This window comes from Streptomyces sp. NPDC004732 (assembly GCF_040609235.1).
In the GTDB taxonomy this organism is placed as follows: Bacteria; Actinomycetota; Actinomycetes; order Streptomycetales; family Streptomycetaceae; genus Streptomyces.
The window spans coordinates 208197-229560 of the sequence record NZ_JBEXJR010000003.1 but is presented as its reverse complement, the minus strand read 5'-3'; the positions used below and the strand labels follow the sequence as shown (position 1 = coordinate 229560).

General features: G+C 72.1%; 19 protein-coding genes. 7 read left to right on the top strand and 12 right to left on the bottom strand.

The genetic code is table 11. From position 1 onward, the window contains the following. Positions 1 to 30: 30 nt before the first annotated feature. The 11 genes from ABZV77_RS10170 to ABZV77_RS10120 form a co-directional block, all read right to left on the bottom strand. A complete protein-coding gene (locus tag ABZV77_RS10170; protein WP_356253022.1) occupies positions 31 to 1194 on the bottom strand; it encodes an agmatine deiminase family protein in 1164 nt (387 codons plus the stop codon). Positions 1195 to 1238: 44 nt separating this feature from the next. Further along, positions 1239 to 2054, bottom strand: coding sequence for an ABC transporter ATP-binding protein (locus tag ABZV77_RS10165; protein WP_356253020.1), 816 nt, complete (start codon positions 2052 to 2054; stop codon positions 1239 to 1241). Next, positions 2047 to 3036, bottom strand: coding sequence for an ABC transporter ATP-binding protein (locus ABZV77_RS10160; protein ID WP_356253017.1), 990 nt, complete (start codon positions 3034 to 3036; stop codon positions 2047 to 2049). Before ABZV77_RS10160 ends, ABZV77_RS10165 begins: the two co-directional genes overlap by 8 nt. Then, positions 3033 to 3887, bottom strand: coding sequence for an ABC transporter permease (locus ABZV77_RS10155; protein WP_356253014.1), 855 nt, complete (start codon positions 3885 to 3887; stop codon positions 3033 to 3035). Before ABZV77_RS10155 ends, ABZV77_RS10160 begins: the two co-directional genes overlap by 4 nt. Beyond that, a complete protein-coding gene (locus ABZV77_RS10150; RefSeq protein ID WP_356253012.1) occupies positions 3884 to 4843 on the bottom strand; it encodes an ABC transporter permease in 960 nt (319 codons plus the stop codon). Before ABZV77_RS10150 ends, ABZV77_RS10155 begins: the two co-directional genes overlap by 4 nt. After that, complete coding sequence (locus tag ABZV77_RS10145) at positions 4840 to 6492, bottom strand: ABC transporter substrate-binding protein (protein WP_356253009.1); 1653 nt, start codon at positions 6490 to 6492, stop codon at positions 4840 to 4842. The genes ABZV77_RS10150 and ABZV77_RS10145 overlap by 4 nt, the downstream gene beginning before the upstream one ends. A 19-nt stretch (positions 6493 to 6511) precedes the next feature. Further along, the gene (locus tag ABZV77_RS10140) at positions 6512 to 7525 is read right to left on the bottom strand and encodes an agmatine deiminase family protein (RefSeq protein WP_356253006.1); all 1014 of its coding nucleotides are present in this window, start codon (positions 7523 to 7525) and stop codon (positions 6512 to 6514) included. Positions 7526 to 7612: 87 nt separating this feature from the next. Then, a complete protein-coding gene (locus ABZV77_RS10135; RefSeq protein WP_356253003.1) occupies positions 7613 to 9361 on the bottom strand; it encodes an urease subunit alpha in 1749 nt (582 codons plus the stop codon). After that, the gene (gene ureA, locus ABZV77_RS10130) at positions 9358 to 10068 is read right to left on the bottom strand and encodes an urease subunit gamma (protein WP_356253000.1); all 711 of its coding nucleotides are present in this window, start codon (positions 10066 to 10068) and stop codon (positions 9358 to 9360) included. Before ureA ends, ABZV77_RS10135 begins: the two co-directional genes overlap by 4 nt. A 191-nt stretch (positions 10069 to 10259) precedes the next feature. Further along, positions 10260 to 10841 carry a TetR/AcrR family transcriptional regulator gene (locus tag ABZV77_RS10125; protein ID WP_306336745.1) on the bottom strand — a complete coding sequence of 194 codons (582 nt, stop codon included), beginning with the start codon at positions 10839 to 10841 and terminating at the stop codon, positions 10260 to 10262. A gap of 88 nt (positions 10842 to 10929) precedes the next feature. After that, positions 10930 to 12597 carry a serine/threonine-protein kinase gene (locus ABZV77_RS10120; protein ID WP_356252997.1) on the bottom strand — a complete coding sequence of 556 codons (1668 nt, stop codon included), beginning with the start codon at positions 12595 to 12597 and terminating at the stop codon, positions 10930 to 10932. Between the two features lie 185 nt (positions 12598 to 12782). Here ABZV77_RS10120 and ABZV77_RS10115 point away from each other — a divergent pair, with 185 nt between their 5' ends. From ABZV77_RS10115 to ABZV77_RS10105, 3 genes are all read left to right on the top strand, one after another. Then, positions 12783 to 13481, top strand: coding sequence for a TetR/AcrR family transcriptional regulator (locus ABZV77_RS10115; protein ID WP_356252994.1), 699 nt, complete (start codon positions 12783 to 12785; stop codon positions 13479 to 13481). Positions 13482 to 13639: 158 nt separating this feature from the next. After that, positions 13640 to 14785, top strand: a complete 1146-nt coding sequence (locus tag ABZV77_RS10110) for an agmatine deiminase family protein (protein ID WP_356252991.1) — start codon at positions 13640 to 13642, stop codon at positions 14783 to 14785. Between the two features lie 26 nt (positions 14786 to 14811). Beyond that, positions 14812 to 15726: a DUF4436 family protein gene (locus ABZV77_RS10105; RefSeq protein ID WP_356254255.1), complete on the top strand. Its 915-nt coding sequence runs from the start codon at positions 14812 to 14814 to the stop codon at positions 15724 to 15726. On the opposite strand, the gene ABZV77_RS10100 is transcribed toward ABZV77_RS10105, so the two are convergent. Next, complete coding sequence (locus ABZV77_RS10100; protein WP_356252988.1) at positions 15712 to 16821, bottom strand: substrate-binding domain-containing protein; 1110 nt, start codon at positions 16819 to 16821, stop codon at positions 15712 to 15714. The genes ABZV77_RS10105 and ABZV77_RS10100 overlap by 15 nt on opposite strands. Positions 16822 to 17114: 293 nt before the next feature. Here ABZV77_RS10100 and ABZV77_RS10095 point away from each other — a divergent pair, with 293 nt between their 5' ends. The 4 genes from ABZV77_RS10095 to ABZV77_RS10080 are packed head-to-tail and all read left to right on the top strand — an operon-like array spanning position 17115 to position 21329. Then, positions 17115 to 18464, top strand: coding sequence for an extracellular solute-binding protein (locus ABZV77_RS10095; RefSeq protein WP_356252985.1), 1350 nt, complete (start codon positions 17115 to 17117; stop codon positions 18462 to 18464). After that, on the top strand, positions 18461 to 19369 hold the full coding sequence (locus ABZV77_RS10090) for a sugar ABC transporter permease (protein WP_356252982.1): 909 nt from the start codon (positions 18461 to 18463) through the stop codon (positions 19367 to 19369). Before ABZV77_RS10095 ends, ABZV77_RS10090 begins: the two co-directional genes overlap by 4 nt. Beyond that, positions 19366 to 20295: a carbohydrate ABC transporter permease gene (locus ABZV77_RS10085; RefSeq protein WP_356252979.1), complete on the top strand. Its 930-nt coding sequence runs from the start codon at positions 19366 to 19368 to the stop codon at positions 20293 to 20295. Before ABZV77_RS10090 ends, ABZV77_RS10085 begins: the two co-directional genes overlap by 4 nt. After that, on the top strand, positions 20292 to 21329 hold the full coding sequence (locus tag ABZV77_RS10080; RefSeq protein WP_356252976.1) for a hydroxyacid dehydrogenase: 1038 nt from the start codon (positions 20292 to 20294) through the stop codon (positions 21327 to 21329). The genes ABZV77_RS10085 and ABZV77_RS10080 overlap by 4 nt, the downstream gene beginning before the upstream one ends. The last annotated feature ends 35 nt before the right edge of the window (positions 21330 to 21364 follow it).

The window sequence follows — 21364 nt, the reverse complement described above, 5'->3', positions numbered from 1 at the left end:
CCCTCCGAAGCGGCCCGCTCACCCCCTTGGTCAGGGAGCGGGCTGCTGCTGCGTGACGCAGTGGATGCCGCCGCCGCCCGCGCCGAGCCGGTCGATGTCGATCTGCACGACCGTCCGGTCCGGATGCAGCCTGGCGAGCTCCGCCTTGGCGGCCGCGTCGGCCGTGGCGTCGCCGAAGTGCGCGCTGATCACTGCGCCGTTGCAGACGTAGTAGTTGGCGTAGGAAGCGAGGAAGTCCGGGTTCCGCGAGCGGATCCTGTTGTAGTCGGGGCCCTGCAGCTTGGTCGCATCGATCGGCTTTCCGTCGGCGTTCGTGGCGGCGGACAGGACCTGGTACTGCGCGCGGGCGTCCTTGGCGTACGCGTCGTCGTCCGAGTCCAGGGGCCACTGCACGAGCGCCCGGCCGGGGGCGAGGAAGCGGGACGTGGCGTCGACGTGGTCGTCGGTGATGTCCTGGCCGTACACGCCGTCGAACCAGATGACCTTGTCGGCGCCGTACGCCTCGCACAGCGCGTCCGTCAGCGCCGTCTCGGACATCCCGGGGTTGCGGTTGCCGTTGAGGAGGCTGCTGCGGGTGGCCATCAGGGTGCCCGCGCCGTCCTGCTCGACGGCGCCGCCCTCGCCGACCAGGTCGGCGCCGGTGAACCGCACACCGGCCAGGGCGGCGATCCGCTCGGCGACGCGCGCGTCCTTGGCGTGCTGCTGCTTGCCGCCCCAGCCGTTGAAGTGCAGGCCGACCGCGTCGAGGCCACCCGCGCCGTCGGTGCGGAACACCGGTCCTGAGTCCCGCATCCAGCAGTCGTCGACGGGGACGGACGTGCTGACCTCGACCGAACTCCCGCACATCGAGCGGGCCTTGGCGGCGCTCGTCGGGTTGGCGCACACGGTGACGGGCTCGTGCTGGGCGACGGTCTTCGCGATGAGGGCGATGTCGGCCTGGACGCCGCCGAGTTGACGGCCCCAGATGGCACTGCTGTCCGGCCACGCCATCCAGGTCCTGGTGTGCCGGACGTCCTCGGCGGGGACGGCGAACGAACCGGCGCGGGCCGCCCTGCGCGGCGCGGACGGTCCTCCGGCCCACGCCTCGGCGCCCGCGAAGGCCGCGCCCGCCGTGGCGACGGCGGCAGCCGTGAGGAACGTACGCCTGCTCGGTGAGGGCCTCTTGTGGCTGCGTGCAGTGGGGCGGTCGTTCACTGGTGCCTCCTCGAACGATGGGTGAAACACGTGGGGTGTGCGGGTCATGCGGTCAGGGCCCGGCGGGCCGCCGCGATCCGTTCCGGGTCCCAGCCCGGACGCGGCACGGATTCGAGGAGCAGCCGGGTGTACGGATGCCGGGGCGCGGACAGGACCTCGGCGGTGGCACCCGACTCGACGACGCAGCCGTGGCGCATCACGATCACGTCGTCCGTGACGTGGCGGACCACGCCGAGGTCGTGGGTGATGAAGAGGTAGCCGATCGACGTCCGTTCGCGGATGTCGGCGAGCAGGTTGAGGATCTGCGCCTGCACCGACACATCGAGGGCCGCGACCGCCTCGTCCAGGACGAGCACCGCGGGCTCGACGGCCAGGGCCCGCGCGATGGCGACGCGCTGGCGCTGTCCGCCGGAGAGCTGCCGGGGGAGCGCCTCGGCGGCGCGGGTGCCGAGTCCCACCTGGTCGAGGAGCTCGCGCACCCGCCGGGCGTGGTCGGCCCGTGGGAAGTGCAGCCGCAGGGTCTCGCCGAGCGCCGCCTCGACGCTGGTGCGCGGATCGAGGGAGAGATAGGGATCCTGGAAGACCATCTGGATCTCGCGGGCCCTGGCCAGGCGCTGGGCACGGCCGCGTACGCGGACGGCGCGGGGTCTGCCGCGCACGTGGATGTCGCCCGCGTCGGCCCGCTCCAGGCCCACCAGGATCCGGGCCGTCGTCGTCTTGCCGGACCCCGATTCCCCCACGATGCCGAGGGAGCCGCCCTCCGGCACGGTGAAGGAGACGTCGTCCACGGCCCGCACGGCACCGAAGTCCCGCCGCAGTCCGCCGACTTCCAGCACGTTCGCGGCCGTGGGCTCAGACATCGGCGGTGCTCCCTTCGAGGAGGTCGCTGTGGTGGCAGGCGGCCAGATGGTCCGGCGCGCCCGGCGCGGGCCGCGGTGCGGGCTCCTCCCGGTCGCACGCCTCGGTGGCGAGCGGACAACGGGCCGCGAAAGCACAGCCGTTGAGAGCCGTACGGAGATCGGGCGGCTGGCCGTCGATGGCCTGGAGTCGTCCGCCCGCCGTCTCCAGGCGTGGCGTGGAGGCAAGCAGGGCGGCCGTGTAGGGATGCCGCGGCCGGGCGAAGAGCGCTTCGGCAGGACCGTGTTCGGCGATGCGGCCCGCGTACATGACGTAGACGCGGTCGCTGATGGCCGCGGCCAGGTCGAGGTCATGGGTGACGAAGAGCAGTCCGGTGCCGAAGCGTTCCCGCAGCCGGACGAGGAGGGCGACGACCTCCGCCTGAGTGGTGACGTCCAGGGCCGTGGTCGGTTCGTCGGCGAGCAGCAGGGCCGGGTCGCCCATGAGGGCGGCGGCGATCATGACGCGCTGCAGCATGCCGCCGGACACCTGGCCGGGGTACTTGCGCAGGACGGCGGCGTCCAGGCCGACCGCGTCGAGGAGCTCGGTGGCACGGGCGGTCGCGTCCGCGCGGTGCGTTGTACGGACGCCTTCGGTGAGGAAGTCACCGATGCGGCGCAGCGGGTTGAGGGCGGCGCGCGGGTCCTGGAAGACCATGGCGGCGGTGCCGGTGCGCAGGGCCCGCAGCCGGGCCGCGTCCATGGTGAGGACGTCGTCGCCGTGGACCCGGACGGCGCCCTCGGTGACGGCGCCGGGCGGCAGGAGCCGCAGCGCGCTGCGCGAGGTGAGGGTCTTGCCCGACCCCGACTCGCCGACGAGGGCGACGGTCTCCCCGGCGGCGACGGTGAGGTCGACGCCGTCCAGGACGGGGCGGGCGGTGCCGGGCAGGGTGATGCGGAGCCCTTGGATGGCCAGGACGTGGCTCGGTATGGAGGCTGTGCTCATCGGTCCCTCCTGGCGACCCGGTCGGCCCAGCGTTCGCCGACGACGTTGAACGCGACGACGGTCAGCACGATGAAGACGCAGGGCAGCACCGCGGAGAGCGGGTAGCCGTGCTGGATCGCGGTCTGGCCGTCGAAGACCATGCGGCCCCAGTCGGGGGTGAGCGGGGGCACGCCGAGTCCTAGGAAGGACAGGCCCGCGAGGTCCATGAGGGCGTAGCCGAAGTTGATGGTGGCCTGGGCGAGGACGACGGGCGCGATGTTGGGCAGGACGTGGCGCAGACAGATCTGGAGCGCCGAGTGGCCCTGCACCTGGTGGGCGCTGACGTAGGGGCGGGCCCGCTCGGCGAGGACCAGGGAGCGGGTGAGACGGCTGACGTAGGGGAGGTAGGCGACGGCGAGGGCGATCACCGGGGCGAGCAGGCCCTCGCCGTAGACGGAGATGATGAGGATCGCGAGGAGCAGCCCGGGGAAGGCGAAGACCAGCTCGGTGCTGCGGGACAGCACGGAGTCGAGCCAGCCGCCCCGCCAGGCAGCCACCGTGCCGACGGCGACCCCGGTGAGGGTGGAGAAGACCACCACTCCGAGGGGGCCGAGCAGCGAGGTGCGGGCGCCGAGGAGCAGCCGCGAGAGGGTGTCGCGGCCCGCGGCGTCCACGCCGAGCGGATGCTCGGCGGAGGGCCCGGCGAGGGCGCCGCCCAGGTCGACGGCGTTGGGGTCGTGCGGCACCACCCAGGGGGCGAGCAGCGCGGCGAGGACGACGAGGGCGACGAGCGCGAGGCAGACCAGGTGGAGGGGTGAGCCCCCGGCGCGGATCCGGGCCAGGCCGGGGCGGCGGGTGAGGACGGCGGTCATGCGGCGGACCCCCTCGTGCCGAGCGTGATCCGCGGGTCGACCAGCGGAAGCAGCAGGTCGACGACGAGGTTCACCGCCATGAACAGGGCGACGACGATCAGTGCGATGGCCTGGACGGTCGGGAAGTCCTTGGTGGTGGTGGACAGTTCGAGGAGCTGCCCGATGCCGCCGACGCTGAAGGCGGTCTCGACGAGGATCGTGCAGACCAGGAGCGTGGAGACGACGAGTCCTCCGGTGGTCAGGACGGTGCCGAGCGCGTTGCGGAACACATGGCGGCGGATGACCAGGCGTTCGGGCACGCCCCTGCTGCGGGCCACGGTGACGTGCTCACTTTCCAGTGCCTCGGCCATCGCCGAGCGGGTGACGCGGGCGAGCATGCCGATGAGATAGAGGGCGAGCGCGATCGAGGGCAGCGTCAGGTGCCAGATCATGTCGCCGAGGCCGTCGCCCGCGCCGCCGCTGGGAAACCAGCCGAGACGTACGGCGAACAGGCCCTGGAGCAGCACGGCCGCCACGAAGGACGGCGTGCCGACGGCGAACGTCGTGACGACCAGGATCGCGGAGTCGATGCGTCCGCCGCGCACGGCGGCGATCCGGCCGAGGAGCAGACCACCGGCCACGACCACGGCGAGCGCCATGACGATCAGCAGCAGGGTGGTGGGCAGACGGTCGGCAAGGAGGCGGGAGACGTCGGTGCGGTAGGTGATGGACCGCCCGAAGTCGCCGTGCAGGACGCCACCGAGCCAGTCGAAGTACCGTACGGCGAACGGATCGTCCAGGTGGTACTGGGAGTTGATCGCCGCCACGGCCTCCGGCGACGCCGACCGGCCCGAGAGCAGGAAGCTCGCCGGACTGCCCGGCGCCAGATACAGCGCGCCGAAGACCACGAACGACGCGGCGAGCAGCGTGGCGGCCATCTCGGCGACACGTCTGGCCGCGAATCTGAGGAAGGTCATCGCGCGGCCCCCACATCGGCGGCCCACGGGTAGTACATGTACGCGATGCTGGTCGGCGCGCCCGTGATCCTCTTGTTGAGGAAGACGGCGGTGGGCCACTCCGCGACGGGGATCCACGGCAGCTGCCGGTTGGCGCGCCGGTGGAGGTCCGCCTCGATCGCGAGACGCCGCCTCGGGTCGTCGACGGCGGTGGCGCGCTCGACCAGTTCGTCGTATGCCTTGTCACTGTGGCCCGCGAAGTTCAGATAGGCCTTGGTCTTGAAGTTCGTCAGGAAGTCGAGCGGATCGGTGATCGAGTCGTAGTACGTGAGCGGGAACATGTCGATGCCCTTGCGCGCGCCGGGATCGGTGAACAGCGAGGTGAACGCGTTGGGCGCGATGGACTTGAGCCGGATGTCCAGGCCGATGCGGGTGCCCGCGTCCTGCACGGCCGTGGCGAGGAGCGAGACGTCCTGCCCCACCGAACTGGTCGCGACGGTCAGGGACTTGCCGGTGGCGCCCGCCTTCTTGATCAGCGCCTTGGCGCGTGCGATGTCCGGGTCACCCGCGCGGGCGCCCGCGAAGGCCCGCTTCCTGACCCCGTCGGACGCACCGGCCCAGGCGGCGCGCGTGGTGAGCGCTCCGGTGGGGGCGCCCGCGCCGCCGAGGCCGACCTGGACGAACCCGGCGCGGTCGAGGGCGAGGGACAGGGCGCGCCGCACGCGGAGGTCGCCGAGCGGGCCCTTCATGTCGGTGACGGCGAGGTTCACGGTGCTCAGGCCCTCGCCGAAGTACAGCTTGCCGACGCCGCTGCCGCGCAGCCGGGCATAGCTCTCGGTGGGGATCAGATAGCCGCCGTCGGCGTCGCCGCTCAGCAGGGCGTTGGTCCTCGCGGAGGCGTCGGGCAGGAAGCGGAAGACCACCTTTCCTGACTTGGCGCGCCTGCCCCAGTAGCCGTCGAAGCGGTCGAGCTCGATGGACTGGCCCTTGTTCCAGGTGCCGAGTTCGAACGGGCCCGTACAAGCGAGGCCGCCCGAAGTGCCGTAGTCCCTGCCCGCCGCCTCGACCCCGGCCTCGGAGGCCACGACCCCGGCGGCGCTCGCCATGTACTGGGGGAACTGCGAGTCGGGCTTCTTGAGCTCGACGGTGACCTGGAGGGGCGCGGTCTTCTTCACCGAGGCGACGTTCTGGAAGACCTGCGCCCACGCGGCCGCGTTGTCCGGGTCGCGCTGCCGGTCGAGGCTGAACACCACGTCGTCGGCGGTCATCGTCCGGCCGTCGTGGAAGCGCACGTTCTTGCGCAGGTCGTAGACCCAGGTGGTGCGGTCGGGGTGCGACGCCTTGCGGGCCAGGCCCGGCTCGGTGGTGAGCTCCGGCGTCCAGCGCATGAGGCTCTCGCACACATTGGAGAGCACCATGTTCTGCGGATAGTCGAACGCCACCGTGTAGTCGAGCGTGGGCGGTTCGGCGTACAGGGCCCAGGTGAAGGAGTCGATGTCGCCCTTGGCGGGCGGGGTCGCCGCGGACAGGGCGAAGTCGATCCCGGAGGCGTTCCGCGGGGGGCCCGCGCAGGCCGCGAGCGCGGCGAGCGAGGCCAGGGCGGCGGCCGCGGCGGTCAGCCGCCGGAGCCGGCCGCGTCTCGCGTCTCGCGGCGCAGGGGGAGTGGTCATGGGGGCGCTCACCCCTACGTCACGCGTTGTGGCGGACGGCGGGGATCTGCTGGGTGATGCAGTGCACGCCCCCGCCGCCGTACGCGACGGCCGCGGCCCGCACGCCGACCACCTTGCGGCCGGGGTGCGCGGCGGCGATCACCGCGAGCGCCTCCTCGTCGACGGGCCGCCCGGCCACCGGCACGACGACACCGCCGTTGGCGACGTAGTAGTTGAGGTACGACACCTCGACCTCGCCACCGGCCACCTCGGTGAACACGGTCTGCGGGACGTCGACGATCTCCAGGGGCCTGCCCTGGGCGTCGGTGCTGACCTCGAGGACGGCGCGGTTGGCGCGCATCCGGGCGTAGTCGGGGTGCGCCGGATCGGCGGGCAGGGAGACGACGACCCTGCCGGGGGCGGCGAACGCACAGACCCCGTCGACGTGCCCGTCCGTCTCGGTGTCGAGCAGCCCGCCGTACGGCAGCCAGATGACCTTCTCGACGCCCAGCCGGGACTTCAGTTCGGCCTCGATCTGGGCGCGGCTCATGCCGGGGTTGCGGTTGGGGTGGAGCAGGCACTGCTCGGTGGTGATCAGCGTGCCCTCGCCGTCGACGGTGATCGAGCCGCCTTCAAGGATCATGTCGGAGTGGACGCGCGTGACGTCGAGGCGGTCGAGCAGCAGGCCGCTGATCCGGTCGTCGGAGTCGTACGGGTGGTGCTTGCGGCCCCACGCGTTGAAACGGAAGTCGACCCCGGCGCGGCGGCCGCTCCCGTCGAGGACGAACAGCGGGGCCGAGTCGCGGAACCACGAGTCGTCCAGGGGCAGTTCGATCACGTCGACGGCGTCACCGCACCGCGCGCGGGCACCCTCCCCGTGGCCGGGCGGGGCGACCATGGTGACCGGCTCGAACTCGGCTATGGCGCGGGCGACGTGCGCGTACTCGTCCTGCACCTGGTCGAGGACGTCGTCCCAGAGATCGACGCGGGTGGGCCAGGCCATCAGACAGCCCTCGTGCTCGGACCATTCGGCGGGCATGCGGTACGCGGTCATGGGGTGTCTCTTTTCTTTCGAGGGAGAGGGGGAGAGGGAGGAGGAGGGGCGAAGGGGGCGGGGAGAACCAGGGGTGCGCCACGTGTGTCACAGGAAGTAGAGACGGCTCAGCGAGACCTCCTGCGCGGGCGCGGAACGCAGGGGCGCGTCGTCGAGCGTGACCAGCCCCGTGCGCGCGTCGACGTCGACCCGTCCGAGCCGGTTGTTGCCGACCATGTCCGCGGGCCCGATCCCCCGGGTCCCGCGCACGGCGACGCGGCGCCGCCGCGTGGCCATCGCGTCGTGCGGTCTGCCGAAGGAGCCCGACTCGGCGGCGGCCCGGCTGACGAACGCCACGGAGAGATCGGCGGGCACGGCTCCGTGCGCGCCGAACAGCGGCCCGAGGACGAGGGGTTCGCAGTGGTCGGTGGCGGCGTTGGGATCCCCGGTCACGCCGTAGGCGGGGAAACCGGCCTTGAGGACCATCTGGGGCTTCGCCCCGAAGAACGGCGGCCGCCAGAGCACGATGTCCGCCATCTTGCCGACCTCGATGGACCCGACCTCATGGGCGAGGCCGTGGGCGAGGGCGGGGTTGATGGTCAGCTTGGCGATGTAGCGCAGCACGCGCGCGTTGTCGTCGTGCTCGCCGTCGCCCTCCATCGGGCCGAGCTCGGCCTTCATCTTTCCGGCCATCGCGAACGTACGACGCACGGTCTCGCCCGCTCGTCCCATGCCCTGCGCGTCCGATGAGGTGATCCCGATGGCGCCCAGGTCGTGCAGCACGTCCTCCGCGCCCATCGTCCCGGCGCGGATCCGGTCCCGGGCCATCGCCGCGTCGCCCGGCAGGTCGGTCTTCAGGTCGTGGACCGAGACGATCATTCCGTAGTGCTCGGCGACCGCGTCCCGGCCGAACGGCAGTGTCGGGTTGGTCGAGGAGCCGATGACGTTCGGGACGCCCGCCATCTTCAGGACGTTCGGTACGTGACCGCCCCCGCACCCCTCGATGTGGAAGGCGTGGATGGTGCGTCCTTCGAGCACGCTCAGGGTGTCCTCGACGGACAGGCACTCGTTCAACCCGTCGCTGTGCAGGGCGACTTGGACGTCGTGCTCCTCGGCGACCCGCAGTGCGGTGTCCAACGCCCGGGTGTGCGCGCCGAGATCCTCGTGCACCTTGAAGCCGCAGGCGCCACCCTCGGCGAGCGCCTCGACGAGCGGCGCGGCGTCGGAGGACGAACCCCGCGCCAGGAAGCCGATGTTGACCGGCCAGGCGTCGAAGGAGTTGAACGCGTGGCGAAGGGCCCAGGGCGAGTTGACGCCCACTCCCCACATCGGCCCTATCTCCTGGCCGATGATCGTGGTCACGCCGGACGCGAGGGATGCCTCCATGATGCGCGGCGAGAGCAGGTGCACATGCGTGTCGATGGCGCCCGCGGTCGCGATCAGGCCTTCGCCGGAGATGATCGTGGTCCCGGTGCCGACGACGACATCGACGCCGTCGAGGGTGTCGGGATTGCCCGCCCGCCCGATGGCGTGGACACGGCCTTCCCTGATCCCGATGGACACCTTGCGGATGCCCTGCACGGCGTCGATGACGACGACGTTGCTGATCACGACGTCGCAGGTGGCGCGGACCGCGGCCGCCTTCAGATGCAGCCCGTCGCGGGCCGTCTTGCCGAACCCGGCGAGGAACTCGTCGCCGTACTTCTGGGCGTCCGACTCGACGCGGATCGTCAGTCCGGAGTCGCCGAGGCGGACCCGGTCGCCCGCGCGCGGGCCGTGCACGGTGGCGTACTCGTGCGGATCGATGTGCCGGGCGCCCGGCGCGCAGTGGTCGCTGTGCCGGGTGGGCCTGCTCATGCGCGCACCCCGTCCGGGCTGTCGGTCGCGCTCGCGCCCAGGTAGCCGCAGGCCGCCGCCCTGTGCAGGGCCGCCTGCTTCGCGCCCGGCGCGTCGAGGGGCCCGTCCACCAGTCCCGCGAAACCGATCGCGATGCGGGCGCCGCCGATCGGCAGCAGCCCGACCTCGACGGTCGCGCCCGCGTCGAACCGCGTGGACGAGCCGGTGGGCGCGGCGAGGCGCATGCCGTAGGCGGCGGCGCGGTCGAAGTCGAGCCGCGGGTTGGCCTCGAAGAAGTGGAAGTGCGAGGTCACGGAGACGGGCACGGGCGCGGTGTTGCGTACGGCCACCGTCGCGACCGGCTCGGGCGCGGTGGTCTCCGTCGCCGGGAGCACGGCACCGGGGGCGGCGTCGTCCCGGGTCCATGTGCCGAACGGCTCGGCGATCACGGCAAGCCGCGTGCCGTCGTCGAAGACGGCCTCGACCTGTATCTCGGTCACCACGTCGACGACGCCCGGCAGGACGTCGCCGGGGCCGAGGACGGTACGGCCGCGCTCGACGGCCTCGGCAAGGCGGAGCCCGTCGCGCGCGGCCTCGCAGACGGTGTCGGCGATCAGGGCGGTGGCCTCGGGGACGTTGAGCCGCAGGCCGCGGGCGTGCCGGGACCGCGCGAGCTCGGCGGCGGTGAACAGCAGGAGCCGGTCACGTTCGGTGGGGGTCAGCGGCATGGGGGCATCACTCGCTCCGGGGAAGAGTTCGGCAGGGCCTCGGCCACTCGTCGACGGACTATCGGTGGCGGGCCGGCGGCATCACTGTGGCACTGACTGAATTTTCAGTCAATGGCTTGGAGGCGACGAAATCCACCGGACCGGTAGCAGGAGCCGCTACTGGAGTGGAGTCGGCGTGGGACGAGAGGGGGCTACTTCTCCCGCAGCAGCGCGAGCTCGGCGTCGATGGCGCCGCGCATCAGGTCACGGGCGTGATCGATCTGGAGTCCGCCGCTGAGCCAGCGCATGCTGAGCCCCTCCAGGAGGGCGGTGAGCCGCTCACCGGCCGCCGCGAGCGCGGGGGCCGGGGTCATCGGGCGCACCTGGCCGAGCAGGGCCGCCACCTCCTGCACCCAGACCAGGGTCGCCCTGGCGAGGTCCTCGCGCAGGACCTCGTCGAAGACGGCGCTCGCCCGCAACTCGCCCCAGGCGGAGCTGTTCTCCCTGACCTCCGGGGTGTCCTGCAGTTCGAGCAGCAGGATCTCGTCCAGTTCCTCGCGGGGCGCGAGCGGCTCGGCGTCGGGGTCGCGGCCGGTGGTGTAGCGCTCGGCGCGGTCGTTGATGAACTCAAGGGTGTGGCGCAGGATCCCGGTGCGATCCTTGAAGTGGTAGTAGATCAGCCCGGTCGATACGCCCGCTTCGGCGGCGAGCTCTTCGACGCGCAGGCCGCGGACACCGCGTCGGGCGATCAGCCGTGCGGCCGCTTCGAGGATCTGAGTAGTGCGAGGCGCCATGGATCCAAACCCTACCGGGCGGGTAGGGGCCCGGTGATCTCGGCCGACCGCCGGGCGCGCGGGGCCGGGCCGTGCGCCGCGGGGAGCCTCAATCGCTTCTGAGGTGGCGGCTCATGACCACCGTGACGGGCCCTTCGTCGGGCACGGCCGCCACGAGGCGGGCGATGACGAGGCTCTTGCCGTCGGGGCTGCGGACGCAGAAGGGGCGCTCGTCGGCGAGCTCGTCGAACGGCAGCTCGGTCACCGGTTCCGTCTCGATGCCTCGTACGCAGTCGGCGGGACTGAGCACGTACCCGGCGGCCACGAAGGCGTCGCTGTCGTCGGGCAGGACGAACTCGGTGCCGGTCCGCTCCAGGTACCACTCGGCCGTCTCGGCGGGTTCGACCTTCCCTGCGGTGAGGTCGAACTCGTAGTCCGGGTCGGGGGCGGTGAGTTCGGCGTCCGCGTAGTCGGGGACGTACGCGGTCCCCGCCGAGGGTGATGGAGAGGACGAGGGCGAGGGCTGCTGCGGCGAGGGGCGGGCGGACGGCGTGGCGGGATGCCGGGAGGCGTCGGACGAGTCCCGCGCCCGCGACGCGTCGTGGCGGCGGTCCAGTACGTAGTACGCGGCGCCGCCGAGCGGCACGAGGACCGCGAGTGCGACCGCCAGGGCGACCACGGTCCTGCGGCGGCGGCCGCGGACGGGCGCGGGGTCGGTCCGTGGGCCGCGGTGCGTCGCGGCGCCGCTCGGCCCGTCGCTGCCGGGAGCCCGCCGCGTGGCGGGGGCCGCCGAGACGGTGGGCTGGGCGTGGACCCGCTCGGTGCCTCCGGCCCCGTGGACCGGACCGGGGTGCGGGGCACGGGGTGTGTCGCGCGTGGCGATCTCGCTGCTGACCCCTTGCGGCAGCCACCCCTCGGCGAACTCCGGGTGCGCGCCCATGGCCGGGTGGGCGTGCGCGGCGGCGATGAGGTCATCCGGGGCCGGCCGGTCCCAGGGCTGCTTGGCCAGGCAGCGGCTGATCAGTTCGTGCAGGTCATGGGGGACGCCGGACAGGTCGGGCGCCTCGTGGACCACCCGGTACAGCGCCGCGGATTCGGGCCCGCCCCCGAAGGGCAGCACTCCCGCGGCCACGTACGCGGCGACCGTGCCGAGGGCGAAGACGTCGGTCGCCGGGGTCACCGGGAGGCCCTGCGCCTGCTCGGGTGCCATGTACGCGGCGGTGCCGATCCGCAGCCCGGTGCCGGTCAGGCCCGTGGCGTCGGCGGCGCGGGCGATGCCGAAGTCGATGACGCGGGGGCCGTCCCCGGCGATCAGCACGTTGGCGGGCTTGAGGTCGCGGTGGACGACCCCCGCCCGGTGGATCGCCTGGAGCGCCTCCGCGATGCCCGCCACGAGCAGCAGCACCGTGCGGACGGGCAGCGGTCCGTGCCGCACGACGACCTCCTGGAGGGAGAGCCCGGGTACGTACGCGGTGGCGAGCCAGGGCGTGGGGGCGTCCACGCCCGAGTCGACCACCTGCGCCGTGAACAGGCCGTGGATGCTCCGGGCGCTGGCCACTTCATGGGCGAAGCGGCTGCGGAACTCGGGGTCCGCGGCGAACTCGTCCCGCACCGCCTTGAGGGCGATGGGCCGCCCGCCCGGCGTGTGGGCGAGGTAGACGACCCCCATGCCACCGGCGCCGAGCCTGGCGTGGAGACGGTAGCCGCCGATCTCGCGGGGGTCGTCGGCCGACAGGGGAGCGTGGGCGAACGGCACGCCGGGAGGCTGAAGGGACATGGGGTGGCTCTTTCGGCGAGAGGGCGGGGCCGGGGCGCGGGTCGGGAGGGGACCGGTGCCCGGTGGCGTGACGGCCGCGGACCGCCACGGGGGACGATCGTGCCGCTAACTAAAGTTTCAGTCAATGTGAGACGATACGGTCCGCGTGATCACCTGCTGATTGCGCGGACCGTGGCCCGTCGGAGGTGACCGGGCGGTCGGCGTACGAGGAGGGGCACGACGTGAAGGCGGACCGCAGGACGGACATCCTGAGGGCGGCGGCCAGAGTCATCGCCCGGCGCGGCGTGCGGGGCCTTCGCGTAGCGGAGGTCGCCGCGGAGGCGGGCATCTCCACAGCGCTCGTCTACTACCACTTCAAGGACCGCGCAGGCATCCTGCACCGCACCCTGGAGTTCATCAGCGACCGCGCGGAGCGCTACACCGTCGGACGCCCGCCCGGCGAGCGCCACGCCGACGGCCTCGATCCCCGCCGGGCGCTGGAACGGTCCCTTCTCCTCGAATTCCAGGACCGGCCCGAGGTGCGCGAGAACAGCACGGCCTGGGGCGAGCTGCAGGCCACCGCGGTCTTCGACCCCGAGCTGAGGGAGGCGCTCGCCGGGGCGCGCCTGATCTGGATCGACGAGCTAACCGACGCGCTCGGCCGCATCCACCCGACCGTGCCCGCGCCCGCCCGCACCGTGGCGGCCGAGCGGCTGACCGCCACGCTCGAAGGCCTCAGCACGCGCTGGCTCAGCGAACTCCTCCCGCTGGGGCACGCGCGCGACCTGATGCGGGAATCGATAGCCGTGGAGCTCTCCCACCTGGCGAGGCACGCCGCCGCCACCGTCACCGCTGTTCCCGCCTCCGCCGCCACTGCCGTCATCGCTGTCACTGTCTTTGACTGAATTTTCAGTCCGTGCGACAGTGAAGGAACAGCGTGACGGCACGACCACCCCCATCCCCACCCGGCTGCCCCCGCTGCCCCACCGCCCGCGCCCCGCTCGGCGCGCGGCCCGCCGCACCGGCGGCTAGCTTGTCCCCATCACGATGATCGGAGTTCACCGTGTCCGCATTCCTCCCCTCCCGCCGCTCGGCTCTGCGTGCGATCGCCGGAATCGGCGCCGTCGTGCTCGGCGCGTCGGCCTGCGGCCCCGGCGACACCGATGTCGCGAGCGCCGCCGCCGACCAGGACACGGAGGGCCGCCGCATGGGCGCCGAGTGGGAGAGCCACGCGCGCACCTTCATGTCGTGGCCCGCCCTGGAGTCGGTGTGGGCGGAAGACCTGCGCTACGTCCGCGAGGACATCGCCCGCGTCGCCCGCGCCATCGCGGAGTACGAGTACGTCGTGATGATGGCGAGGCCGGACCAGGTGAAGGCGGCGCAGAAGGCGTGCGGGCGCGACGTCGAGGTCATTCCGCTGCCCGTCGACGACCTGTGGGCCCGCGACACCGTGCCCGTGTTCGTGGAGGACGACGGCAAGGTCACCGGCATCGACTTCAACTTCAACGGGTGGGGCAACAAGCAGGAGCACACCAACGACGGCCGGGTGGGCCAGACCCTGCTCGCCAAATACGACATCCCCCGCAAGAAGGCTCCGCTGGTCGCCGAGGGCGGCTCGTTCGAGACCGACGGCGAGGGGACGCTCCTGATCACCGAGAGCTCGATCGTCAACGACAACCGCAACCGCGGCAAGAGCCGGGACCAGATCGAGGCCGAGCTCAAGCAGACCCTGGGCATCAAGAAGGTGATCTGGCTGGCCGGGGTGCGCGGCAAGGACATCACCGACGCGCACGTGGACAGCCTGGTGCGCTTCACCGAGCCGGGCGTGGTGCTCCTGGACAGGGCGCACCCCGACACCCCGGCGGACTCGTGGTCGCGTGCGGCGGACCAGGCCAAGGCGGTGCTCAGCAAGGCCACCGACGCGAAGGGCCGGTCCTTCGAGATCGTGGACCTGCCGCAGCCGGACCTGTACGAGATCACGGGCGAGGGCGACGACTTCGTGTCGACGTACGCGAACTTCTACGTGGCCAACGACTCCGTCTTCATGCCCCGCTTCGGCGACCGGAAGGCCGACAAGCGGGCCAAGAGCATCCTCCAGGAGCACTTCCCCAAGCGGGACATCGTCCAGGTGGAGATCGACACCATCGCCTCCGGTGGCGGCGGCATCCACTGCTCCACGCACGACGAGCCCGGCAAGCCGGTCGACTGACGAACCCCGGAGCCGCTGTGGTCACGATGCGACGCTTCTCCCGGTCCCGCGGCCGACTGCTCGCCGCGGGCCTGGTGCTCTGCGCCGTGGCCGCGGCCGCCGCCGTCGGTGTCTGGCTCCAGTTCGGCGAACGCCAGGCGCTGGACACCCGGTACCGGGCGGGTGGTTCGGCCCCCGACCGGGTCGACATCACGGCATCGGTCCAACGGGTCGACGCGGCGGGCCGCGAACTGGTGCTCCGTATCCTCGTCACCCCGCGCGGCAGCCTCGCCGAGCCGGGTGGCGTCTCTCCCGCGGAGTGCCTGACGCTCCAGACGTCCGCCTCCGTACGGGGAGACCTGACCTTCCCCGCGCACCGCAGGATCTCGACCGTGGACGTGCCGGTCACGCTGTCGGCGGGCTCGATCACGGACTACCCGTTCGACGCGTACGAGACGACGCTGGAGTTCGGCGCCGCGGTGCGGGACGACGAGGCGGTGCCCGTCCGGATGACGCTCACCAACAACGACGCGCTGTTCGCGGCGGACGTGGACGCGTCCGAGGCGGGCGGCGCCGCGGTGTTCGACGTCGGCATCGCGCGCTCCACCAGCGTCCTGATCTTCGTGGTGTTCATGATGGCCGCGATGTGGGCGCTGGCCATCGCGGTCCTGATCGGCGCGTGGTTTCTGCTCAGCCGCCGCAAGGGGCTGACCTGGCCCGCCCTCGGCTGGATGGCCGCAACCCTCTTCGCCCTTGCGGCCTTCCGCAACACGGCTCCCGGCGCCCCGCCCATCGGCTCCCTCCTCGACTACGTCGCGTTTCTCTGGGCGGAGACGGTGGTCGCGTTCTGTGTGATCACGGTGGTGGTGATGGGGATGCGAGCGGAATCCCATCCGTCGGACCCGCAGGATCAGCCGGAGCCGAGCACGGGGAGCGGCGAGCGGCCGTCACGCGTCGGTTGAGTGCGCCGCACGGTCCTCGCCGCCGCAGGACGCGCGGACCACGAGGGTGGGCCACAACTGCAGTCGGTGGATGGGGCGTTCGGTCGGATCGGCCATGCGGGCCAAGGCCATTTCGGCAGCCAGCGCGCCGAGTCGGCGCTTCTGCGGGCGCACCGCGGTCAGGGGCGGGTCGGACGCCGCGGCGACTTCGTCGTCGTACGACACGACGGCTAGGTCCCCGGGAACGGTGAGTCCGAGGTCCCGTGCCCGCTCCACCAGACCGATGGCCTCGCTGTCGGAGTGGACGAACAGGGCCGTCGCACCCGCCTCCTGGCAGCGTCGCAGCACGGTGTCGTAGGCGTCGGCCCAGCCCGCGGAGCCATACGGAGGGACCTCGAACCGGAGGCTGTCACAGGCGGTGAGGGACAGGGAGGCGCTCGTCTCCTGCCACCCTTCGCGCAGCGCCTGCGTGGTCGGGCTGAAGCGCGCGGTGACGAACGCGATGCGGCGGTGCCCGAGCGTGACCAGGTGGCGGATCGCCAGTCCCGCGCCCAGGCTGTGGGCGGTGGTGACCGCGTCGAGTGCCAGGGTGGGCAGCGCGGGCGGGGGCAGCCGCTCGACGAGGACGACGGGGACGGTCAGTGAGCCGAGCCAGCGCAGCAGGTCGAGGCCCGCGTCCGAGGTGGTGGTGGGGGCGACGAGCAGCGTGCGTACGCCGCGGTCGAGGAGGGCGGCCACTTGGCGCCGGTCCTCCTGCGGGTCGTACGCGGACGCGCGCAACGCCAGCCTGCCGTCGGCGGCGGCCACGGCGGACTGGGCGCCCTGGATGACGGCGGGCCAGTAGAACTCGACGGTGGGCACGACCATGCCGACCAGGGCCTGCCCCTGCGGGCGGCCGAACGGGGCGGCCCGGTGATCGGGCTGCGGGCCGCGGTAGGGGAGTGTGACGCCACCGTGCACCCGGTGCACCAGGCCGCGGTCGGCGAGCAGGGTGACGTCCCGCCGTACGGTCACCGCCGTCACGCCCAGCCGCTCGACGAGGTCGGCGAGACGGACGGTGCCCTGCTTCCGTACGGCGGCGAGGATGAGCTCCTGTCGCTCCGAGGCGAGTGCCACCCGGTGCTCCTCCGACGGCCGTTTGATCGGTTCAGTTCGTTCAGCTGCTCTGTGCGCTGGCCAGTTCTATCGCATGGGAAGACGCGAGGGAAAGGCCCGCAGCGGGTCTCATGCCAGCGCCTGCCGGTGGAGTGCGCGCACTCGGCAGCTGGCTGCCCGCGACGCCCGGCGGGTTCCGGCCAAGCCGAGCTTTCCTTCTCTATCGATTCTGATCGCTTTGTTTTGTTGTCGTTGACCGGGCGCCGCGCAGGCGGCTGAAGTGTGCGAACACCTCGCTGCGTGAAAGGAAACTCATGGTGCTCGGTACCCCATCCGACGCCGGCGGCGGCAGATCTCGGACACTCCGGTCGAGGAGGTCGCTGCTGCGGGCCTCGACCGGACTCGGCGCCGCGGCCCTCGTGGGCGGCGCGCTCACCGGCTGCTCCCGGCGTGCCTCCGGCGCCACCCGCGTACGGCTCTGGTCCTGGCTGACCGGCATGGACCAGTACGTCGCCGCGTTCAACGCGGCACAGCGCGACATCCACGTCGAGCTCAGCGTCATCGCCGCCGGTACGTCCGGCGGTTACGCCCAGCAGACCAACGCGATCCGCGCGCACAATGCCCCCGACATCCTGCACGTGGAGTACCAGGCGCTGCCGCAGATCGTGACCACCGGAGGCCTGCGCGAGCTGACCGACGACGTGGCCGACCTCGCCGACGGATTCCTGCCCGCCGCCTGGCGCAGCGTCCGCCCCGACGGCCGGACCTGGGCGCTGCCGATGGACTTCTGCCCGATGGCGTTCTTCTACCGCAAGGACTTGTTCGACGGCGCGGGCATTCAAGTACCGCGTACCTGGGCGGAGTTCGGGCGGGCCGCCACGGCCGTGCGCCGGGCCGACGCGGGCGCACGGATCGCCACCTTCCCGCTGAACGACGGCGCGTTCTTCGCCGGGATGGCCTGGCAGGCGGGGAGCCCGTGGTGGCGGATCTCGTCCGACGCCTGGCGGGTCGGCATCGACGGCGCGGGGACCTTGCGGATGGCCGACTACTGGCAGGACATGATCTCCTCCGGCCGGGTCGCCCACACCGCCACCGGCACGCAGAGCTGGATCTCCGCGATGCACCACGGCAGGCTCTGGGGGATGCTCGGCGCCACCTGGGGCGTGGGGATGGTGAAGAAGTCCCTGCCCGCGGACAAGGGACGCTGGGCCATCGCCCCCATGCCCACCTGGGGCGACACCTCGGCCACCGGCGTATGGGGAGGCTCCGCGTTCGGGGTCTCCGCGGAGAGCGAGGTCCCCGAAGCGGCACTGACGTTCCTGCGCTGGCTGAGCACCGACCCCGCAGTGCCGCGGATCGGCGCGAAGGTCACCTTCCCCTCGCCCGCCCACCTCCCGGGCCGACAGGTGGCCCGCAAGGCGTACGACGACGACTACTTCGTCGGCGACCCCGTCTTCGACGTACTGGACGAGGCCGCGACCCGCGTCCCCGAGTGGACGTGGGGACCCACCTCGCTGAGCGTGTTCTCGACGGCCGCCGACGCGCTCGCCCCCGTGCCCACCGGAGGCATCACGATCCCGGGGGCGGTGCGCAAGCTCCAGGCCTCGGCCGTCGACGGAATGCGCGAGCGCGGCCTCGCCGTGACCAGCGGGAGCCGGACATGACCGACGTGCCGTCCACCCGGCCGACAGGGCCGACGAAACCGACAAGGCGTCACCGCCTCACCGGCGCCGCACTGGCCGCCCCGTTCGCCGTACTGCTGCTCTGCACCGTGCTCGTGCCGATCGGATACGCCTGCTACCTCAGCCTGTTCGACGACCGCCTCGCCGGACTCGGCTTCGAGGGGTACCGCCAGGTCTTCACCGGCCTCGGCAACTACGCCGACGTCCTCGGCGACCCCGCGGCCCGCGACGGCGTGGCCAACGTCGCCGGCTACGCCCTGATCCACATCCCGGTGATGTTCGCCGGGGCCCTCCTCATCGCCCTGCTGCTCAACTCCGCCACCGTGCGGCTGCGCCAGCTCTGGTCACTCGCGGCCTTCCTGCCCTACGCCGTCCCCGGTGTGATCGCGGGCCTCATCTGGGGCTACCTCTACAGCCCCGGCATCGGCCCGCTCAACGACGCCCTGCCGTTCGACCCGCTCAGCGACACCGGAGTCCTGCCCTCCATCGTCAACATGGCCACCTGGCAGTGGATGGGCTACAACACGATCATCTTCTACACCGCGCTCCAGACGGTGCCGCGCGACGTCCTCGAAGCCGCACGCGCCGACGGCGCGGGACCCATCCGCACCGCGCTGTCCATCAAGCTCCCCATGATCCGGCCGACGGTCTTCGTCGCGCTCGTCTTCACCACCATCGGCTCTCTGCAGCTGTTCACCGAACCGATGGTGCTGCGCACCTTCACCGGCACGGTCACCAGCACCTGGACGCCGAGCCTCTACATCTACGAAGCGGCCTTCATCAGCAACGACTACGGGCGCGCCGCGGCCGCTTCGATCCTGCTCGCCGCCGCCTCGGCCCTGCTCTCGGCGCTGGTCATGCGCCTGTCCGCCCGGAGGTCACGATGAGCGCGCCCACCACCACGCGACAGTCCGCGGACACACCCCGGCGTCCCCCGCGCACCCCCGCGCCGCACCGTTCGGCGGCCCGCTCGCGCGCATCCCGCTGGACCACCCGCGGCGCCGTTCACGGCGTACTCCTCCTCGTGGCCCTCTACAGCCTGTTGCCCCTGGTGTGGCTGCTGACGTCGGCCACCAAGTCCGTCGGCGACTTCTCCGCCACCAGCGCCTTCGAGTTCGCCGACTTCAACCTGTGGCACAACCTGCGGGACCTGTTCGCCCGGGAGAACGGCGTCTTCTGGCACTGGATCGGCAACTCCCTCCTCTACGCGGGCCTCGGCGCCGTACTCGGCGCCCTGATCTGCACCGCCTGCGGCTACGCCGTCGCCAAACTGGACTTCCCCGGACGGCGTGCCCTGTTCGCGGTGACCCTGACCGGCGTCCTCGTGCCGCCCACCGCACTCGCCCTGCCGCTGTACCTGCTCGCCTCGCACCTGCACCTCGTGAACACGTTCTGGGCCGTGTTCCTGCCGCTGCTGACCAACCCGTTCGGCGTCTACCTCGCCCGGACGTTCGCCGACGCGTCCGTGCCCGACGAGGTCCTGGAGGCGGCTCGCCTCGACGGAGCCGGTGAGCTGCGGATCTTCCTGACCATCGTGCTGCCGATGATGATGCCCGGCTTCGTCACCATCCTGCTGTTCCAGTTCGTCGCCATCTGGAACAACTTCTTCCTGCCGCTGGTGATGCTCACCGACCCCGAGCTCTTCCCCATGACCCTCGGGATCTACCAATGGAGCACCCGCGCCCCGCAGTTCCCCGACTACAACCCCCTCGTCATCACCGGATCCCTGCTCGCCGTCGTACCGCTGATCACCGCCTTCGTGGTGCTCCAGCGCCAGTGGCGCAGCGGCCTGTCCGCCGGGAGCGTGAAGTGACCTCCACCGTCCGAGGGCCGGGTGCCGTGCGCAGGCCCGAAACCCTCCTGCTGATGAACGAGCAGTCCCAGCAGACCCAGTTCGGCCCACGGGAAAGGGAGCGGCTGCACGCCATCGCGGCCCTCGGACAGCCACTCGCCGCCGCACGCCTGGACACCGAGGCCGTCCGGGCCCGGCTCGCCGAAGTGGAGGTGCTTGTCACGTCGTGGGGCTGCCCGGTTCTCGACGAGGACGTACTGGCCGCCGCGCCCCGGTTGCGAGCCGTCCTGCACGCCGCCGGGTCGGTACGCCACCACGTGCCGCACGCTGCGTTCGACCGTGGCCTGCTCGTCACCACGGCGGCCGACGCCAACGCCGAGCCCGTCGCCCATTTCACCCTGGGCGCGATCCTGTGGGCGTTCAAGAAGGTGCCCTTCCTCGCCGCGGACGCGCGCCGCTTCCGCGAGGACTGGAGCTACCGGGAGAATCACGGTGAGTTGAGCGGCCGCGACCGCACGGTCGTCCTGGTCGGGTTCTCCCGCATCGGCCGACGCGTCGCCCGGCTGCTGCACCGCCTGGACCTGGCCCGCGTCCTCGTCGTCGACCCCGTGGCCGAGCGGGCCGACATCGTCGCGGCGGGCGCACACCCCGCGGAACTGGCGGAGGCGCTGCCGCAGGCCGACGTACTCAGCCTGCATGCACCGGCCCTGCCCGAGACCCACCGGATGATCGGCGCCGCGCAACTGGCCGCGCTGCCGCCCGGCGCCGTCCTGGTCAACACCGCGCGGGGCGCCCTGGTCGACACCGTGGCCCTGGAGAACGCCTGCCGCGCGGGCCTGCACGCCGTCCTCGACGTGACCGACCCGGAACCGCTCCCGTCGTCCAGTCCCCTCTACGACCTGCCCAACGTCGTACTCACCCCGCACATCGCCGGATCCCTCGGCTCGGAGACCCGCACGATGGCCGACGCCGCACTGACCGAACTCGAGCGCTACGCCGCGGGGCTGCCTCCGCTGGCACCGGTGACACGGCAGTCCCTCACGGTTCAGGCGTAGGCACGTACACGGTTGATACATAGACACGTCCCGAA